This is a genomic window from Streptomyces sp. NPDC050423, assembly GCF_040655445.1.
In the GTDB taxonomy this organism is placed as follows: Bacteria; Actinomycetota; Actinomycetes; order Streptomycetales; family Streptomycetaceae; genus Streptomyces.
This window is the reverse complement of record NZ_JBFAJY010000018.1, coordinates 37489-52063: the sequence shown is the minus strand read 5'-3', so window position 1 is coordinate 52063 and position 14575 is coordinate 37489. Positions and strand designations below refer to the sequence as shown.

The window sequence follows — 14575 nt, the reverse complement described above, 5'->3', positions numbered from 1 at the left end:
GCGCCTCAGCGTACGGGGCGTCAATTACCTTGCCCGGTACGGAATTCGGTGACCCACCGCGACGTGGCCCCGATCCCGCCGAAGGTGTAGAAGTGCAGCTTGAGGGCCCCGTGGCGGCGGGCGTCGTAGCCCTCGGCGAGGGCCCGGATGAAGCGGTCGGGGCCGGCCGTGCCCATCAGGTTGGTGAGCGAGAACCCGTACTTCTTCGCGATGGACGCGCTCGTGCCGACGCCGAAGCGCGCGGCGTACGTCATCAGCCGCTTGATCCCGGCGGGGCCGGGGACCCCGACGCGCACCGGTGCGTCGATGCCCCGTTTCCGTACGGACTCGACCCAGGCGAGGACCGGGTCCGCGTCGAAGCCGAACTGGGTGATGACGTCGCCGGACAGTCCCAGCCGGGCAAGGGCGGTGGTCTTGTCCTCGATCGCCGACCAGAGCGCCGGGCCGGCGATGGCGGGGTGCCCCTCGGGGTAGCCGCCGATGCCGACGTGCCGGACGCCGTACGACTGGAGGAGCCCGGACCGGATGAGCGCGAGGGCGTCGTCGTAGGGGCCGTGGGGTGTGGTGGGGTCTCCGCCGATGACGAGGACGTTGTCGGCCGTGCCGTCGGAGCGGAGCGCGGCGAGGAGTTCCTCCAGTTCCGAGCGGGAGCGCAGCCGGCGCGCCGATATGTGCGGGACCGGGGTGTACCCGAGCCGCCGGACGGCGCGGGCCGCGGCCAGCCGCAGGCCCAGGTCCTCGTTGCCGAGGAAGGTGATGTTGATCCGGGTGCCGGCCGGGATGCGGTCGCGGGCCTCTTCGAGCCGGGGGACGTCCTTGCCCGTCATCTCCAGGGAGAAGTCTTCCAGCAGCGCGGCGACGGCTGAGGCAGAGGCCGTGGAGAGCGAATCCATGGTGTTCCTTGTCCGTGTGGTTCTCCCTTGACCACAGTTTGCCGGTAGGGGGCGGGATCAGGGCGCGGGGGTCCCCCGGCGGCACGCGGGGGCTGTGTCCCGGCGGTGCGCGGGGGCTGTGTCCCGGCGGTGCGCGGGGGCTGTGTCCCGGCGGTGCGCGGGGGCTGTGTCCCGGCGGCACGCGGGGGCGCTGCCGGGACACAACCGTCCTTCAGCCCGCGTGGGCCTGCGCGGCGGCCGGCGCGCCGGTGGAGGAGGCCGCGACGGTGGACGTCCTGCGCGGGCGGCGCAGGAGTGTCACGGAGACCAGGGCGGCGAGCAGCGTGAGAGCGGCGGCGATGACCAGACACAGGCGCAGGCCGTCGAGGAAGGCGTCGCCCACCGCGCCCAGGGCCTGACCGGTGCCGGCGCCCAGGTTCAGCTGGGCGACCGCGCCGAGACCACCCGCTCGGGCGGTCTCGGCGATGCTCTGCCCGGCCGCTCCCGTGATCCCGGCGTCGGCGAGGTGCGCGGGGAAGGTGTCCAGGGCACGGGCGGTGAGGAGGGCCCCCAGGACGGCCGGGCCGAGTGCCCCGCCGACCTGCCGGAAGGCGTTGTTCCCGGCCGCGGCCATACCGGCCAGGTGGGGAGGCACGGCGGCGACCGCGGTGGCTGTCATGGGTGTCAGGACTCCGCCCATCCCCAGGCCCAGCAGCGCCAGCCGCCAGGCGATGGAGGCGAACGACGTGTCCGCGTCGATGGTGGTCAGCGCGAGCAGTGAGCCGGAGACGACGAGCAGTCCGGCAGTGATCAGGACGCGGGCGGACACGCGGTGCATCAGCCGCCCGACGGGAGCGCCGGCGACGATGGCGGCCCCGGTGACCATGAGCAGACGCCGGCCCGCCTGGAGGGTGTCGAGCTGCTGCACCAGGCCGAAGTAGAGACTCAGGAGGAAGAAGAAGCCGATCAGGGCCAGGAAGGTGATCATCGCGACGAGCGTGGTGGCGGTGAACGCCGGGCTGCGGAACAGCGTCAGGTCCAGCATCGGGCTGTCGCTGCGCCGCTCGGCCAGGACGAAGGCGACGGCGCCGGCCACGGCGATGAGCAGCGCCACCAGAACCGGGGCGTCGGTGAACGAACCGGCGCCGCCCTCGATCACGCCGTACACCAGGGCGGTGATCGCCGACGCGGCGGTGATCTGGCCCGGCCAGTCCAGCCGCCGCCCGTGCGGGGCACGCGAGTCGGTCAGCAGCCGGGCGGCGACCCCGGTCGCGACCAGCGAGACGGGGATGACCAGGAGGTAGATCCACCGCCAGGCGGCGTGTTCCAGGATGACTCCGGCGATCAGCGGACCGACGGCGAGCGCCAGCAGGAGCGAGGTGGCCCAGAGGCCGATGAACTTGCCGCGCTCCCGGTGGTCGGGCACGGCGTGGCTGATCAGGGCCAGTGTGGTGGGCAGCAGCGCGGCCGCACCGAGTCCGGCGACGGCCTGGCCGGCCCACAGCATCTGGATCGACTGGGCGGTCAGCGCGACGGCGGCACCGACGGCGGAGAACAGCAGGCCCGCCAGGAACACCTTCTTGCGTCCGTGGACCTCGCCGAACACGCCGGTGGTCAGGATGAACGCGGCCATGGGCAGGACGAACGCGTCCTGGACCCACGACAGCTGGGCCGTCGACGCGCCCAGTGCCGCCTGGATGGCCGGCAGGCTCACGGAGACGGTGGTCACCGGCAAGTAGGCGACGAATACGCCCAGGCAGGCCATGGCGAGCGTGGCAGCCCGCCGGTCGGCCGGCCCGCTCGCCGAGGATGTGACGTTCACGGATGCACTCCTTTGCGGCGCAGCGCGCCGCGATCGATGTCCAGCAGGGGGTTCGGTCCGCTCCGGGCGCCGGTGTCCCGTACGGCGCCGAGCACCGATGCGCAGGTGGAAGGCGGGGCGGGGACGGACCCGCACGCCAGCATCAGCGACCCCGGGCGGAACCAACGAGGACGCTGCTCGAATTGATCAAAAACCTCTGCGGACTCCGAACGCATGGCACACTTCCACCGTGATCGACTCCCTGGACACGCAAATCCTCCGCACACTCCAGTGCGCGCCGCGTGCCCCGTTCCGGCTCATCGGCGAAGTGAACGGGGTGTCGGAGCAGACCGCGGCCCGCCGCTATCACGCGCTGCGCCGCAGTGGTGTGATGCGCGTGGTGGGCCTGGTCGATCCCGCCGTGCACGGGGAGGCGCAGTGGGTCGCGCGCATCCGCTGCCGCCCCGACCGGGTCGGCCCGCTCGCCGACGCCCTCACCCGGCGCCCCGACATCGCCTACGCGAGCATCGCCTCCGGCGGCTCGGAGATCATCTGCGTCATCCGCTCACCGCTCGACGCCCCGCGCGAGGACATGCTGCTCCAGCAGCTGCCCAGGTCCGCCGCCGTGCTCGACATGAGCATCGATCTGCTCATCCACGCCTTCGAGAGTCCGGGCGCGGCCGGGTGGACCGGCTACGGCGGACACCTCACCCCCGAGCAGGAACAGGAGCTGACCGGCGGCCCGTCCCCCGCCCCGGCCGGCCCTCTGCTGTCCCCGACCGCCGAGGACGGCCCGCTCCTCGACGCCCTCGCCGAGGACGGCCGTACCTCGCACACGCAGCTCGCCGGGCTCACCGGCTGGTCCAAGGGCCGCGTCGCCCGCCGTCTGGAGTCCCTGGAGTCGTCCGGCACGCTCTCGTACGACATCGACCTGCTGCCCGAACGCCTCGGCCACCACCTCAACGCGACGCTCCGGCTGCGCGTCGCACCCGCCCACCTGGAACGGGCCGGGCACGAGATCGCCCGGCACGAGGAGGTCGCGTTCGCCGGTGCCACCAGCGGCGACCACAACGTGATGGCCATCGTCACCTGCCGCGACAGCGAGGACTTCTACCGCTATCTGACCACCCGCCTCGCGGCCGTGCCCGGCATCGACTCCTACGGGGTCAGCATCCGGGTCCGCCGCCTCAAGCAGGCCGCCTCCCTGATCTCCCACGGCCGGCTGGTGCATCCGGCACCCGGGTAGCGCGGGAGCCGGGTGCGGGGCACCTCAGATGAGGTTCATCGCAGCCGCGCCGCCGACTCCCCCGAGCACCATGAACACCGGCATCAGCACCTTGAGTTCCACCCAGCTGCCGGCCCGGAAGCGCATGGCCTTCGGCGGGCCGATCGGGTACCAGCGCTTGCGGCCCACCGGGATCGGCCAGAGGATCGGGCAGCCGGAGACGGTCAGCGCATCGCCGATGTCGTGGACGAGAGCGCCCAGCACGATCGGCAGCCCCAGCCAGAGGTACTCCTGGCCGGGGGCGTTGAAGAGCCAGTCCGAACCGTTGCCCGGCTTGTCCAGGACGCCCGCCAGGATCCACGCGCTGGTCGCGCCGAGCAGCCACACCAGGACGTCACTGGACATCCGGGCGGCCCGCCACAGCAGCCCCTCGACGGCCAGCACCAGGTGGACGAAGAGGATGCCCAGCACCGCCCACCGGCCGCCGGTGAACGCCGCGGCGGAGGCCCCGGCACCGATCAGGACCGCCCACAGCCAGGTGTGGGTCAGGGTCCGGTGGCCGCCGTTGCGGTTCGAGTCGCCCCGCATCTTGGTCGCCTTGTAGACGGCGTGCGAGAGCGTGTCGACTATGTCGCAGAGGCCTCGGGAGACCGGCCCGAAGGCGCGCGAGATCGTCGCCGACTTGTGGTCCAGGTCGGGCGCCAGCGCGGCGCCCGCGGAGATCAGTGCGCCGACGACCAGGACGGGCCACGGCATGGTGTGGCCCGCGGCTGCCGCAGCCGCGCCCACCCCCAGCCAGGCCGCCGCCCCTGACAGAGAGTGTGCCGGTCCCATCATGGCTGTTTCCGCCCCCGTAGGTATTGACCAGTTATTGACAAAGAGTTGACAGGTGTCGCCGTGTCCGGGCTCGGGCCACCGTCGTTGTGGCGTGGCCGAGTTGAGAGGGCAGCGTATCGTCCGTGATCTTCGTGCGGTCCTCCGGTTCCCTCATCCGGGCGGAAGGCAGGCAAGATGGGGGCGTGACCCTAATCGATCAGCTGCCCCCGACCGACGACCCCGACGCCCTCTTCGAGGCATTCTCGTCATGGACCGAGACACAGGGCATCACCCTCTATCCCGCTCAGGAAGAGGCGCTGATCGAGGTGGTCTCCGGGGCCAATGTGATCCTTTCCACCCCCACCGGCTCCGGAAAGAGCCTGGTCGCGGCCGGTGCGCACTTCACGGCCCTGGCCCAGGACAAGGTCACCTTCTACACCGCGCCGATCAAGGCGCTGGTCTCCGAGAAGTTCTTCGACCTGTGCAAGATGTTCGGCACGGAGAACGTCGGCATGCTCACCGGCGACGCCTCGGTCAACGCCGACGCCCCGGTGATCTGCTGCACCGCCGAGGTGCTGGCCTCCATCGCGCTGCGTGACGGGAAGTACGCGGACATCGGCCAGGTCGTGATGGACGAGTTCCACTTCTACGCGGAGCAGGACCGCGGCTGGGCCTGGCAGATCCCGATCCTGGAACTGCCGCAGGCCCAGTTCATCCTGATGTCGGCCACCCTCGGCGACGTCAGGATGTTCGAGGAGGACCTGACCCGCCGCACCGGCCGGCCCACCTCCGTGGTGCGCTCGGCGACGCGTCCGGTCCCGCTCAGTTACGAGTACCGGCTGACGCCGATCACCGAGACGATCACCGAGCTCCTGGACACCCGGCAGTCGCCCGTCTACATCGTGCACTTCACGCAGGCGTCGGCCGTCGAGCGGGCGCAGTCGCTGATGAGCATCAACATGTGCACCAAGGAGGAGAAGGAGAAGATCGCCGATCTCATCGGCGGCTTCCGCTTCACCACCAAGTTCGGCCAGAACCTCTCGCGTTACGTACGGCACGGCATCGGTGTGCACCACGCCGGGATGCTGCCGAAGTACCGCCGGCTCGTGGAGAAGCTCGCGCAGGCGGGGCTGCTGAAGGTGATCTGCGGTACGGACACGCTCGGCGTGGGCGTCAACGTCCCCATCCGCACGGTGCTGTTCACCGCACTCACCAAGTACGACGGCACCCGGGTGCGTACGCTGCGGGCCCGTGAGTTCCACCAGATCGCCGGCCGGGCCGGGCGGGCGGGCTTCGACACGGCGGGCTTCGTCGTCGCCCAGGCCCCCGAGCACGTCGTCGAGAACGAGAAGCTGGTCAAGAAAGCCGGCGACGACCCCAAGAAGAAGCGCAAGGTCGTCCGCAAGAAGGCGCCCGAAGGCTTCGTGTCCTGGTCGGAGACGACGTTCGACAAGCTGATCCAGTCCGATCCGGAGCCGCTGACCTCGCGTTTCCGGGTCACGCACACCATGCTGCTGTCGGTCATCGCACGTCCCGGCAACGCCTTCGAGGCGATGCGCCACCTGCTGGAGGACAACCACGAGCCGCGCAGGGCGCAGCTGCGCCACATCCGCCAGGCGATCGCCATCTACCGCTCGCTGCTGGACGGCGGCGTGGTGGAGCGGCTCGAAACCCCGGACGCGGAGGGCCGCATCGTGCGGCTCACCGTCGACCTCCAGCAGAACTTCGCGCTGAACCAGCCACTGTCCACGTTCGCGCTCGCCGCGTTCGAGCTGCTGGACGCCGACTCGCCCTCGTACGCGCTGGACATGGTCTCGGTGGTGGAGTCGACGCTCGACGACCCGCGTCAGATCCTCGCCGCCCAGCAGAACAAGGCGCGCGGTGAGGCGGTCGGGCAGATGAAGGCCGACGGCATCGAGTACGAGGAGCGGATGGAGCTCCTCCAGGACGTCACGTACCCGAAACCGCTGAGCGAGCTGCTGTGGCACGCGTACGACGTCTACCGCCAGAGCCACCCGTGGGTGGGTGACCACCCGGTATCGCCCAAGACGGTGGTCCGCGACATGTACGAACGCGCCATGACCTTCACGGAGTTCACCTCGAACTACGAGCTGGCCCGGACCGAGGGCATCGTGCTGCGGTATCTCGCGGGCGCGTACAAGGCGCTGGAACACACCATCCCGGACGACATCAAGTCCGAGGACCTGGAGGACCTCATCGCCTGGCTCGGCGAGATGGTCCGCCAGGTCGACTCCAGCCTGCTCGACGAGTGGGAGCAGCTCGCCAATCCCGAGGTGGAGACGGCCGAACAGGCGCAGGAGCGGGCCGACGAGGTCAAGCCGGTCACGGCCAACGCCCGCGCCTTCCGGGTGCTGGTCCGCAACGCGATGTTCCGCCGGGTCGAGCTGGCCGCGCTGGACCGGGTCCGCGATCTCGGCGAGCTGGACGGCGGCGCGGGCTGGGACGAGGACGCGTGGGGCGAGGCGATGGACAAGTACTGGGACGAGTACGAGGAGCTGGGCACCGGTCCGGACGCCCGCGGGCCGAAGCTGCTGAAGATCGACGAGGACGCCGAGCACGGTCTGTGGCGGGTCAGGCAGACGTTCGCCGACCCGAACGGCGACCACGACTGGGGCATCAGCGCCGAGGTCGATCTCGCCGCGTCCGACGAGGAGGGCCGGGCGGTGGTCCGCGTCACCTCCGTGGGTCAGTTGTGAGCGCGTCCGTACCGACGGCGCCGCGAGAGTGGAGACGAACAGCATGACGAACCCCGCCGAGCGCCTGGTCGACCTGCTCGACCTGGAACGGATCGAGGTCAACATCTTCCGCGGCCGCAGCCCGCACGAGTCCCTCCAGCGGGTCTTCGGCGGGCAGGTGGCCGGGCAGGCACTGGTGGCGGCCGGCCGCACCACCGACGGGGACCGGCCGGTCCATTCGCTGCACGCCTACTTCCTGCGTCCGGGCCGTCCCGGGGTGCCGATCGTCTATGACGTCGAGCGGGTCAGGGACGGCCGGTCCTTCACCACCCGCCGGGTGACGGCCGTCCAGCAGGGGCGCACCATCTTCAATCTGACGGCGTCCTTCCACCGCCCCGAGGCGGCGGGCATCGAGCACCAGCAGCCGCCGCCGCGCGTGGTCCCGGACCCGGAGGAGCTGCCGACGGTGGCCGAGGAGGTCCGCGACCATCTCGGCGCGCTTCCCGAGGCGCTGGAGCGGATGGCGCGGCGCCAGCCGTTCGACATCCGCTATGTCGACCGGCTGCGCTGGACGCAGGAGGAGATCAGGGACGCGGACCCGCGCAGCGCGGTCTGGATGCGAGCGGTCGGCCCGCTCGGCGACGACCCGCTCATCCATACCTGTGCGCTGACGTACGCGAGCGACATGACGCTGCTGGACGCGGTACGGATCCCGGTGGAGCCGCTGTGGGGGCCGCGGGGCTTCGACCTCGCCTCCCTGGATCATGCGATGTGGTTTCACCGTCCGTTCCGGGCCGACGAGTGGTTCCTGTACGACCAGGAGTCGCCGGTGGCGACGGGCGGGCGCGGTCTGGCGCGCGGCCGGATCTACGACCGCGGCGGGAATCTGCTGGTCTCGGTGGTGCAGGAGGGACTGTTCCGGCGGCTGGGCGAGCAGCCTTCCTGACAGCTCGGGTGCCGAAGCCGCCTGACGGCTCAGGTGCCGGGCAGCGGGTCCTGCTCGGCCACGCGTCGGCGGGTGCGGATGTCGGGCGGCGCCGGGTGCAGCTTGGCGTCGCAGGCGGGGCCGAGGCCGGTGCGACGCGAGGCCGTACCGGTGAGCGGGCGCCCGCACAGCCGACACCGCACCTGGCGGCGGCCGGTGGCCGCGGTGGTACCGGGCAGCGGTTCGGCGTCGGCCGCGGGCAGCGCTTCGAAGGACTCCACCCCGCGATCCTCCCAGGATCCCGGTGCTCGCGCTGAATCGCGCGCCGTCAGAAGTCCTCCACCCTCCGGGGTCCCGCGCACAGCGCCCAGATGATGAAGACATCGATGGCGATGAGCACGATGGACCACAGCGGATAGTGGGGCAGCCACATGAAGTTGGTGAGCGCCCCGAGTCCGGCCAGCACGATGCCGACGGCGCGCGCCCATGCGGATCCGGTGAACAGCGCGAGGCCGGCGAGGACGATGCCCAGGACGAGGTGGATCCAGCCCCAGCTGGTCAGGTTGAACTGGAAGACGTAGTTGCGGGTGGAGACGAAGACGTCGTCCTTGGCGATGGCCGCGATCCCCTGGAAGATCGCCATGATCCCGCCGAAGAGCATCAGAACCGCGGCGAAGACGGTCCAGCCCGCCAGGAAGGGGTGGTGCCGTGGCGGTGCTGTGTGCCGCTCGCGGTTGGCTGCCCGTGCCGGCCATATCGGCCTCCTCGGGTAGCAGAGCCACCCGGCGGGGCCCGACTGGCCCGGCCGGGCCTCCCCCGGTCCCCAGCGTGGCACGACAGCACCCGACCGGCAGCACGGCGGATCCGCGGACGGAAGCCTGGGCCGGATTCTCTCGGTGCAGAGATATCATCTCTCCTGTGAGAGAGATGGAGAACGCCGAGCCGGGCACCGTCGACGCCAGGCTCGCGGCACGGCTGGGCGAACTCCGCGCCGAGCGCGGCTGGTCGCTGGAGGAGCTGGCGCACCGTACGGGGGTGAGCCGCTCGACGCTCTCGCGGCTGGAACGCGGCGAGCTGAGCCCGACCGCCGCCCTGCTCGGCCGGCTGTGCACCGTCCACGGGCGGACCATGTCGCGGCTGCTGCTGGAGGTGGAGGCGGAGCCACCGCGGCTGGTGCCCGCCGGGCGCCAGCCGGTGTGGCGGGACGAGGAGTCCGGCTTCGTGCGCCGTTCGGTCTCGCCGCCTCATGCCGGACTGCGCGCGGAGGTCGTCGAGGGGGTGCTCGGCGCGGGTGCCGCGATCGCGTACGAGAACCCGCCCGTCCCCGGCCTGGAGCAGCACATCTGGGTCCTGGAGGGAACGGTCGAGATCACCTTGGACGACACCGTGCACACCGTCCGCACCGGCGACTGCCTGCGGTTCCGGCTGCGCGGCCCTTCGCGATTCCACTGTCCGGGCCCGGCGAGGGTCCGTTACGCACTGATGATCGTTCTGCCGTGAAAGGACCTCCCGCATGACCGAGATCGTCCCGGTGTCCGGACCCGAACTGGTCACGTACGCCGATGAGCTGGCCGCGCTCCTGGTGGAGACCGTGGACGCGGGAGCCTCTGTGGGGTTCCTCGCGCCGATGGACCGGGGCACGGCCGCCGACTGGTGGCGGGAGCGCGCCGCGTCCGTGGCGGCCGGGCACCAGCAGATCTGGATCGCCCGGGACGGTGAGCGGATCGCCGGGACCATCACTCTGGTGCGGGCACCGCTGCCGAACGCCCGCCACCGCGCGGAGGTCGCCAAGCTGATGGTCCGTCCGTCGGCGCAGGGCCGGGGTCTGGGCCGGTCGCTGCTGGACGCGGTCGAACGCTCGGCGGCCGGGAACGGCGTCACGCTGCTCGTCCTGGACACCGAGAGCGGCAGCCCCGCGGAGCGGCTCTACCGCTCCGCGGGCTGGACCGAGTGCGGCTCCGTCCCGGGCTACGCCGGCGACCCGGCGGGGGTCCTGAAGCCGACCACCTTCTACTACAAGGCGGTCGGCCCGGCCGGACCCGCGCCGGCTGGGGCGGCGAGCCCGTCTCGGTGAACACCGCGAGCCGCCGGCTGAACCGGCTGCTGGATCCGGACGGCCGTGCGGTCGGCTTCGTCCCGATGAACCTGTGGGCATAAGTGGGGACCTGTGGGCGTAAGAATGATTGTGCAAGCCACTTACGAGGAGACCCTCATGACGCTGTACGACATCCCGCTCCACACCCTGACCGGTGAGCCGACCACCCTGGGCGCCTACCGGGGCCAGGCCGTCCTGCTGGTGAACGTTGCCTCCAAGTGCGGACTGACCCCGCAGTACGCCGGCCTGGAGAGGCTCCAGAAGACTTACGGGGACCGGGGGTTCACCGTCCTCGGCGTGCCGTGCAACCAGTTCGCCGGCCAGGAGCCCGGGAGTTCGGAGGAGATCCAGGCGTTCTGCTCGGCGACGTACGGGGTGAGTTTCCCGCTACTGGAGAAGACGGACGTCAACGGCGCGGGCCGGCACCCGCTCTACGCGGAACTGACCCAGCTCGCGGACGCGGACGGCGAAGCCGGTGACGTCAAGTGGAACTTCGAGAAGTTCCTGGTCTCCCCGGCGGGCGAGCCGGTCGCCCGGCTCCGTCCCGCCACCGAGCCGGAGTCCCCGGAGCTCGTCGCCGCGATCGAGGCCCAGCTCCCCGCCTGAGCGGAAGCTGTCGGGTGACCCGCGACCGGACCGTCGCCGGTCGCCCGACGGCGCTCATGCGTGGCTGAGCAGGAGCGAGCCCTTGGGGTAGGTGACCCCGCCGTCCACATTGGCCACCTGAATGCTCACGGGGGTGCCTTCCTTGATGTTGCCGCTCTTCCACGGGCTGCAGTAGGGGGAGTTGTGACCGCGCGTGCTCACGGTCCGGTCCCAGGTCCCGTCACGGCCGATGTCGAGCTTGACCTCTATGCCCCAGCCGTCCGCGGCCGTGTCGCAGGCGCGGATCGAGTCGCCGGGGATGCCGCTGTAGGGGTCGGGGTTCCACGCGCCGTACCCGCCGAAGGTCGCCTCGATCGTCTTCGGCGCGGCGGACGCCGTGCCCTGTGCGGCGACGACGAGCCCGAACGCGGCGGCAGCGGCCAGGACGCGCCCTGCGGTGAACTTCAGCATGGGTGGTTCCCCTCCATCGACCGGGCACGATCTTCACGGGGAATCTACAGCCGAATGGCAGGTGCACACCATCCGCCCATGACACCGGCCGGCCCCCGCTCCCGCCGGTGCGGCAGGAGCGGGGGCCGGGACGTGCGGGCCGGGCCCGGATGTCAGCGGATGGGCATCCCGGACAGCGTGCGGGCGATCACCAGGCGCTGGATCTCGCTCGTGCCCTCGAAGATCGTGTAGATCGCGGCGTCCCGGTGCATCCGCTCCACCGGGTACTCACGGGTGAAGCCGTTGCCGCCGAGGATCTGGATGGCCTGCGCGGTGACCTCCTTGGCGGTCTCGCTCGCGTACAGCTTGGACATGGACCCCTCGGCGGACTCGAACGGCTTGCCGGCGGCCGCCATCCAGGACGCGCGCCAGACCAGCAGCCGGGCCGCGTCGATCCGGGTGCGCATGTCGGCGAGCTGGAAGGCGATGCCCTGGTTGTCGATGATCGGGCGGCCGAACTGGGTCCGGGTCTTCGCGTAGTCGAGCGCGACCTCGTACGCGGCACGGGCGGTGCCCACCGCCATCGCGCCGACGGCCGGACGGGACGCCTCGAACGTGGCCATCGCGGCGTTCTTCACCCGCTCGCCACCGCCGGAGGCGGCGCGCTCGTGGGCCCGCGCGAGGCGCTGGTCGAGCTTCTCCTTGCCGCCGAGCAGGCAGTGACCCGGGACGCGCACGTCCTCCAGGACGACCTCGGCGGTGTGCGAGGCCCGGATGCCGTGTTTCTTGAACTTCTGGCCCTGGGAGAGCCCGGGGGTGCCCGGCGGCACGATGAAGGAGGCGTGCCCCTTCGAACCGACCTCGGCGTCGACGACCGCGACCACGACGTGGACGTTGGCGATGCCGCCGTTGGTCGCCCAGGTCTTGGTGCCGTTGAGTACCCACTCGTCCTTGGCCTGGTCGTACACGGCGCGGGTGCGCATCGAGGCGACGTCGGAGCCGGCGTCGGGCTCGGAGGAGCAGAAGGCGGCGACCTTCACATCACTGGCGTCGCCGTACATCTGCGGGATCCAGGTGCCGATCTGCTCCTCGGTGCCGTTGGCGAGGACCCCGACGGCCGCCAGACCCGTGCCGACGATCGACAGGGCGATGCCCGCGTCGCCCCAGAACAGCTCCTCCATCGCCATCGGGATGCCGAGCCCGGTCGGGTCGAAGAACTGCTGGGCGTAGAAGTCCAGGGAGTAGATGCCGACCTTGGCCGCCTCCTGAATGACGGGCCAGGGCGTTTCCTCACGCTCGTCCCACTCCGAAGCGGCCGGACGGATCACATCCGCGGCGAAGCCGTGAAGCCAGTCACGGACCTGCTTCTGGTCGTCGTTGAGCTCGAGCGTGAACTCGGCCATTTTTCCCTCCACGTACTGCCGTGAAAAACCATTCGTTACTTGCGGTAACAACAGTCTGTTACCGGCAAGTAGCCTCTGTCAACCGGTCAGCCGCAGATCCGCGCACCGCTGGACAGGGTGTTACGTTGCGCAGGCAGGACGGACATGCACGGCCAGGGGTGGGAGAAACAGCATGGAGACCACACGACAGGCCGAGCGACAGCGGACCGCGGCCGAGCGCCGCCGCCGTGAGCTGCTCGAGGCCGCCGACCGCGTGGTGCTCAGGGACGGCCCGGGGGCCTCGATGAACGCCATCGCGGCGGAGGCCGGGATCACCAAGCCCATTCTCTACCGGCACTTCGGCGACAAGGGCGGTCTCTACCGCGCCCTGGCCAAGCGGCACACCGACGCGCTGCTCAGCGCACTGCGGGCGGCGCTCGACGCCCCCGCCGACCGCCGCGCCCGGGTCGAGGCGACACTCGACACCTACCTCGCCGCGATCGAGGCCCGTCCGCAGGTCTACCGGTTCCTGATGCATCCGTCCGACGACGCGGCGCCCTCGCCCGAGCAGGGCTTCGACGTGGGACGCCACTCGGCCCCGCTGCTGCGCCGCCTCGGCGAGGAGCTCGCCGCGGTCATCGCCGAGCGGGTGGACCTCGGGCCGGACAGCCAGGTCATGGCCCGGATCTGGGGCCACGGAATCGTCGGCATGATGCACGCGGCGGGCGACTGGTGGCTGGGTGAACGGCCCTGCACACGGGCCCAGTTGGTGAGCAGCCTGGCCGATCTGCTGTGGGGCCGGCTGTCCGCGGTGGACGACCGCCCCGGCGGCCCCGGGTTCTGAGCCCCCGGGTTCCGAGCCTCCGAGTTCTGAGCCCCCGGACGCCGCCCGGTCAGCCGGAACGCCCCCAGGGCGCCCGGCGGGCCGCGCGCAGGGCGCGTGTCCGGCGCAGCCCGGTCAGCCGGTCGGTGTAGACGGTGCCGTCGAGGTGGTCGCACTCGTGCTGGAGGCAGCGGGCGAAGAAGCCGGTGCCGCTGACCCGGACCGGCTCCCCCTCGACCGTGACCCCCTCGACGACGGCGTGGTCGAAGCGGGGCGTGCCGGCCTCGATGCCCGGCAGCGAGAGACAGCCCTCCGGGCCCCGTACCGTGATGCCGTCGGCCTCGACGAGCGTCGGGTTGACGAGGTGCCCCAGGTGCCGGACGTCCTCGTCGTCGGGGCAGTCGTAGACGAACACCCGCAGCGGCACGCCGACCTGATTGGCCGCCAGCCCGACACCCTGCGCCGCGTACATCGTGGCGTACATGTCCTCGACCAGCCGGGCGAGCGAGGGACCGAAGTCCGTGACCGGTTCGCAGGCGCCGTGCAGCACGGGGTCGCCGAGCAGACTCATGGCCCGGACACGTCCGGAACTGCCGGGGATCGGGCGGTTTCGCATGGCGGTCATCGTACGGTCCGCGGGAACGTCGAACACACGGCCGCCGCCCGCGGGACGGCTGCACCGAGGTGGGACCGCCGGCACCCGCGGCCGGGGACGGCGTGACCTCGGTCACGCCGGCATCGGTGCAGAGCTGCCGCCCTGCTCATTTCCCCGCCCGGCGGGCGACGGACGAGCCCCACGGGCACCCCCGCGCCGCGGGGAGCGGGCGCGGGCAGTGAGAGCATGATGAGGAGTCAGACCCTCCCGGCTCCGTCCGGCATCACACCGGACCGGACACGGCCGAGGT

15 protein-coding genes are annotated in these 14575 nt (G+C 71.3%); 7 read left to right on the top strand and 8 right to left on the bottom strand.

All coding sequences use genetic code 11. The features are described from left to right. Nucleotides 1-20: 20 nt before the first annotated feature. The gene (locus AB0I52_RS15855) at nt 21-893 is read right to left on the bottom strand and encodes a methylenetetrahydrofolate reductase (protein ID WP_363072837.1); all 873 of its coding nucleotides are present in this window, start codon (nt 891-893) and stop codon (nt 21-23) included. Between the two features lie 211 nt (nt 894-1104). Next, nucleotides 1105-2694, bottom strand: coding sequence for a DHA2 family efflux MFS transporter permease subunit (locus AB0I52_RS15850; RefSeq protein WP_363072835.1), 1590 nt, complete (start codon nt 2692-2694; stop codon nt 1105-1107). Between the two features lie 229 nt (nt 2695-2923). Between AB0I52_RS15850 and AB0I52_RS15845 the strand changes: the two genes are divergently transcribed. Beyond that, complete coding sequence (locus tag AB0I52_RS15845) at nt 2924-3919, top strand: AsnC family transcriptional regulator (RefSeq protein WP_363072833.1); 996 nt, start codon at nt 2924-2926, stop codon at nt 3917-3919. A 24-nt stretch (nt 3920-3943) separates the two neighbouring features. Here AB0I52_RS15845 and AB0I52_RS15840 read toward each other — a convergent pair whose 3' ends face one another. Continuing rightward, complete coding sequence (locus AB0I52_RS15840; RefSeq protein WP_363072831.1) at nt 3944-4735, bottom strand: metal-dependent hydrolase; 792 nt, start codon at nt 4733-4735, stop codon at nt 3944-3946. 182 nt (nt 4736-4917) lie between these two features. Between AB0I52_RS15840 and AB0I52_RS15835 the strand changes: the two genes are divergently transcribed. Both AB0I52_RS15835 and AB0I52_RS15830 read left to right on the top strand, forming a co-directional pair. Further along, entirely contained in the window at nt 4918-7431 is a 2514-nt protein-coding gene (locus tag AB0I52_RS15835; RefSeq protein ID WP_363072829.1) for a DUF3516 domain-containing protein, read from the top strand. Between the two features lie 43 nt (nt 7432-7474). Beyond that, nucleotides 7475-8356, top strand: coding sequence for an acyl-CoA thioesterase II (locus AB0I52_RS15830; RefSeq protein ID WP_363072827.1), 882 nt, complete (start codon nt 7475-7477; stop codon nt 8354-8356). A 29-nt stretch (nt 8357-8385) separates the two neighbouring features. On the opposite strand, the gene AB0I52_RS15825 is transcribed toward AB0I52_RS15830, so the two are convergent. Then, nucleotides 8386-8598 carry a DUF6011 domain-containing protein gene (locus tag AB0I52_RS15825; protein ID WP_363072975.1) on the bottom strand — a complete coding sequence of 71 codons (213 nt, stop codon included), beginning with the start codon at nt 8596-8598 and terminating at the stop codon, nt 8386-8388. Between the two features lie 65 nt (nt 8599-8663). After that, on the bottom strand, nt 8664-8996 hold the full coding sequence (locus AB0I52_RS15820) for a hypothetical protein (protein WP_363072973.1): 333 nt from the start codon (nt 8994-8996) through the stop codon (nt 8664-8666). Between the two features lie 266 nt (nt 8997-9262). Between AB0I52_RS15820 and AB0I52_RS15815 the strand changes: the two genes are divergently transcribed. From AB0I52_RS15815 to AB0I52_RS15805, 3 genes are all read left to right on the top strand, one after another. After that, nucleotides 9263-9835 carry an XRE family transcriptional regulator gene (locus AB0I52_RS15815; protein WP_363072971.1) on the top strand — a complete coding sequence of 191 codons (573 nt, stop codon included), beginning with the start codon at nt 9263-9265 and terminating at the stop codon, nt 9833-9835. 13 nt (nt 9836-9848) lie between these two features. After that, nucleotides 9849-10409, top strand: a complete 561-nt coding sequence (locus tag AB0I52_RS15810) for a GNAT family N-acetyltransferase (RefSeq protein WP_363072825.1) — start codon at nt 9849-9851, stop codon at nt 10407-10409. A 138-nt stretch (nt 10410-10547) separates the two neighbouring features. Continuing rightward, nucleotides 10548-11036 carry a glutathione peroxidase gene (locus tag AB0I52_RS15805; RefSeq protein ID WP_363072823.1) on the top strand — a complete coding sequence of 163 codons (489 nt, stop codon included), beginning with the start codon at nt 10548-10550 and terminating at the stop codon, nt 11034-11036. Nucleotides 11037-11090: 54 nt separating this feature from the next. On the opposite strand, the gene AB0I52_RS15800 is transcribed toward AB0I52_RS15805, so the two are convergent. Both AB0I52_RS15800 and AB0I52_RS15795 read right to left on the bottom strand, forming a co-directional pair. Continuing rightward, nucleotides 11091-11486 carry a hypothetical protein gene (locus AB0I52_RS15800; RefSeq protein WP_363072821.1) on the bottom strand — a complete coding sequence of 132 codons (396 nt, stop codon included), beginning with the start codon at nt 11484-11486 and terminating at the stop codon, nt 11091-11093. 152 nt (nt 11487-11638) lie between these two features. After that, complete coding sequence (locus AB0I52_RS15795) at nt 11639-12868, bottom strand: acyl-CoA dehydrogenase family protein (protein ID WP_363072819.1); 1230 nt, start codon at nt 12866-12868, stop codon at nt 11639-11641. A gap of 172 nt (nt 12869-13040) precedes the next feature. Between AB0I52_RS15795 and AB0I52_RS15790 the strand changes: the two genes are divergently transcribed. Next, nucleotides 13041-13691 (top strand): TetR family transcriptional regulator, encoded by a 651-nt coding sequence (locus AB0I52_RS15790; RefSeq protein WP_363072817.1) that lies wholly within the window; start codon nt 13041-13043, stop codon nt 13689-13691. Between the two features lie 49 nt (nt 13692-13740). Here AB0I52_RS15790 and def read toward each other — a convergent pair whose 3' ends face one another. Then, nucleotides 13741-14295, bottom strand: a complete 555-nt coding sequence (gene def, locus AB0I52_RS15785; RefSeq protein WP_363072815.1) for a peptide deformylase — start codon at nt 14293-14295, stop codon at nt 13741-13743. Nucleotides 14296-14575: the final 280 nt, after the last annotated feature.

Bases quoted from the DNA above. Each gene is read 5' to 3' on its own strand.
- AB0I52_RS15855 (WP_363072837.1), bottom strand. From the start codon at position 893: ATGGATTCGCTCTCCACGGCCTCTGCCTCAGCCGTCGCCGCGCTGCTG.
- AB0I52_RS15840 (WP_363072831.1), bottom strand. From the start codon at position 4,735: ATGATGGGACCGGCACACTCTCTGTCAGGGGCGGCGGCCTGGCTGGGG.
- AB0I52_RS15830 (WP_363072827.1), top strand. From the start codon at position 7,475: ATGACGAACCCCGCCGAGCGCCTGGTCGACCTGCTCGACCTGGAACGG.
- AB0I52_RS15820 (WP_363072973.1), bottom strand. From the start codon at position 8,996: ATGCTCTTCGGCGGGATCATGGCGATCTTCCAGGGGATCGCGGCCATC.
- AB0I52_RS15815 (WP_363072971.1), top strand. From the start codon at position 9,263: ATGGAGAACGCCGAGCCGGGCACCGTCGACGCCAGGCTCGCGGCACGG.
- AB0I52_RS15810 (WP_363072825.1), top strand. From the start codon at position 9,849: ATGACCGAGATCGTCCCGGTGTCCGGACCCGAACTGGTCACGTACGCC.
- AB0I52_RS15805 (WP_363072823.1), top strand. From the start codon at position 10,548: ATGACGCTGTACGACATCCCGCTCCACACCCTGACCGGTGAGCCGACC.
- AB0I52_RS15800 (WP_363072821.1), bottom strand. From the start codon at position 11,486: ATGCTGAAGTTCACCGCAGGGCGCGTCCTGGCCGCTGCCGCCGCGTTC.
- AB0I52_RS15795 (WP_363072819.1), bottom strand. From the start codon at position 12,868: ATGGCCGAGTTCACGCTCGAGCTCAACGACGACCAGAAGCAGGTCCGT.
- AB0I52_RS15790 (WP_363072817.1), top strand. From the start codon at position 13,041: ATGGAGACCACACGACAGGCCGAGCGACAGCGGACCGCGGCCGAGCGC.
- def (WP_363072815.1), bottom strand. From the start codon at position 14,295: ATGACCGCCATGCGAAACCGCCCGATCCCCGGCAGTTCCGGACGTGTC.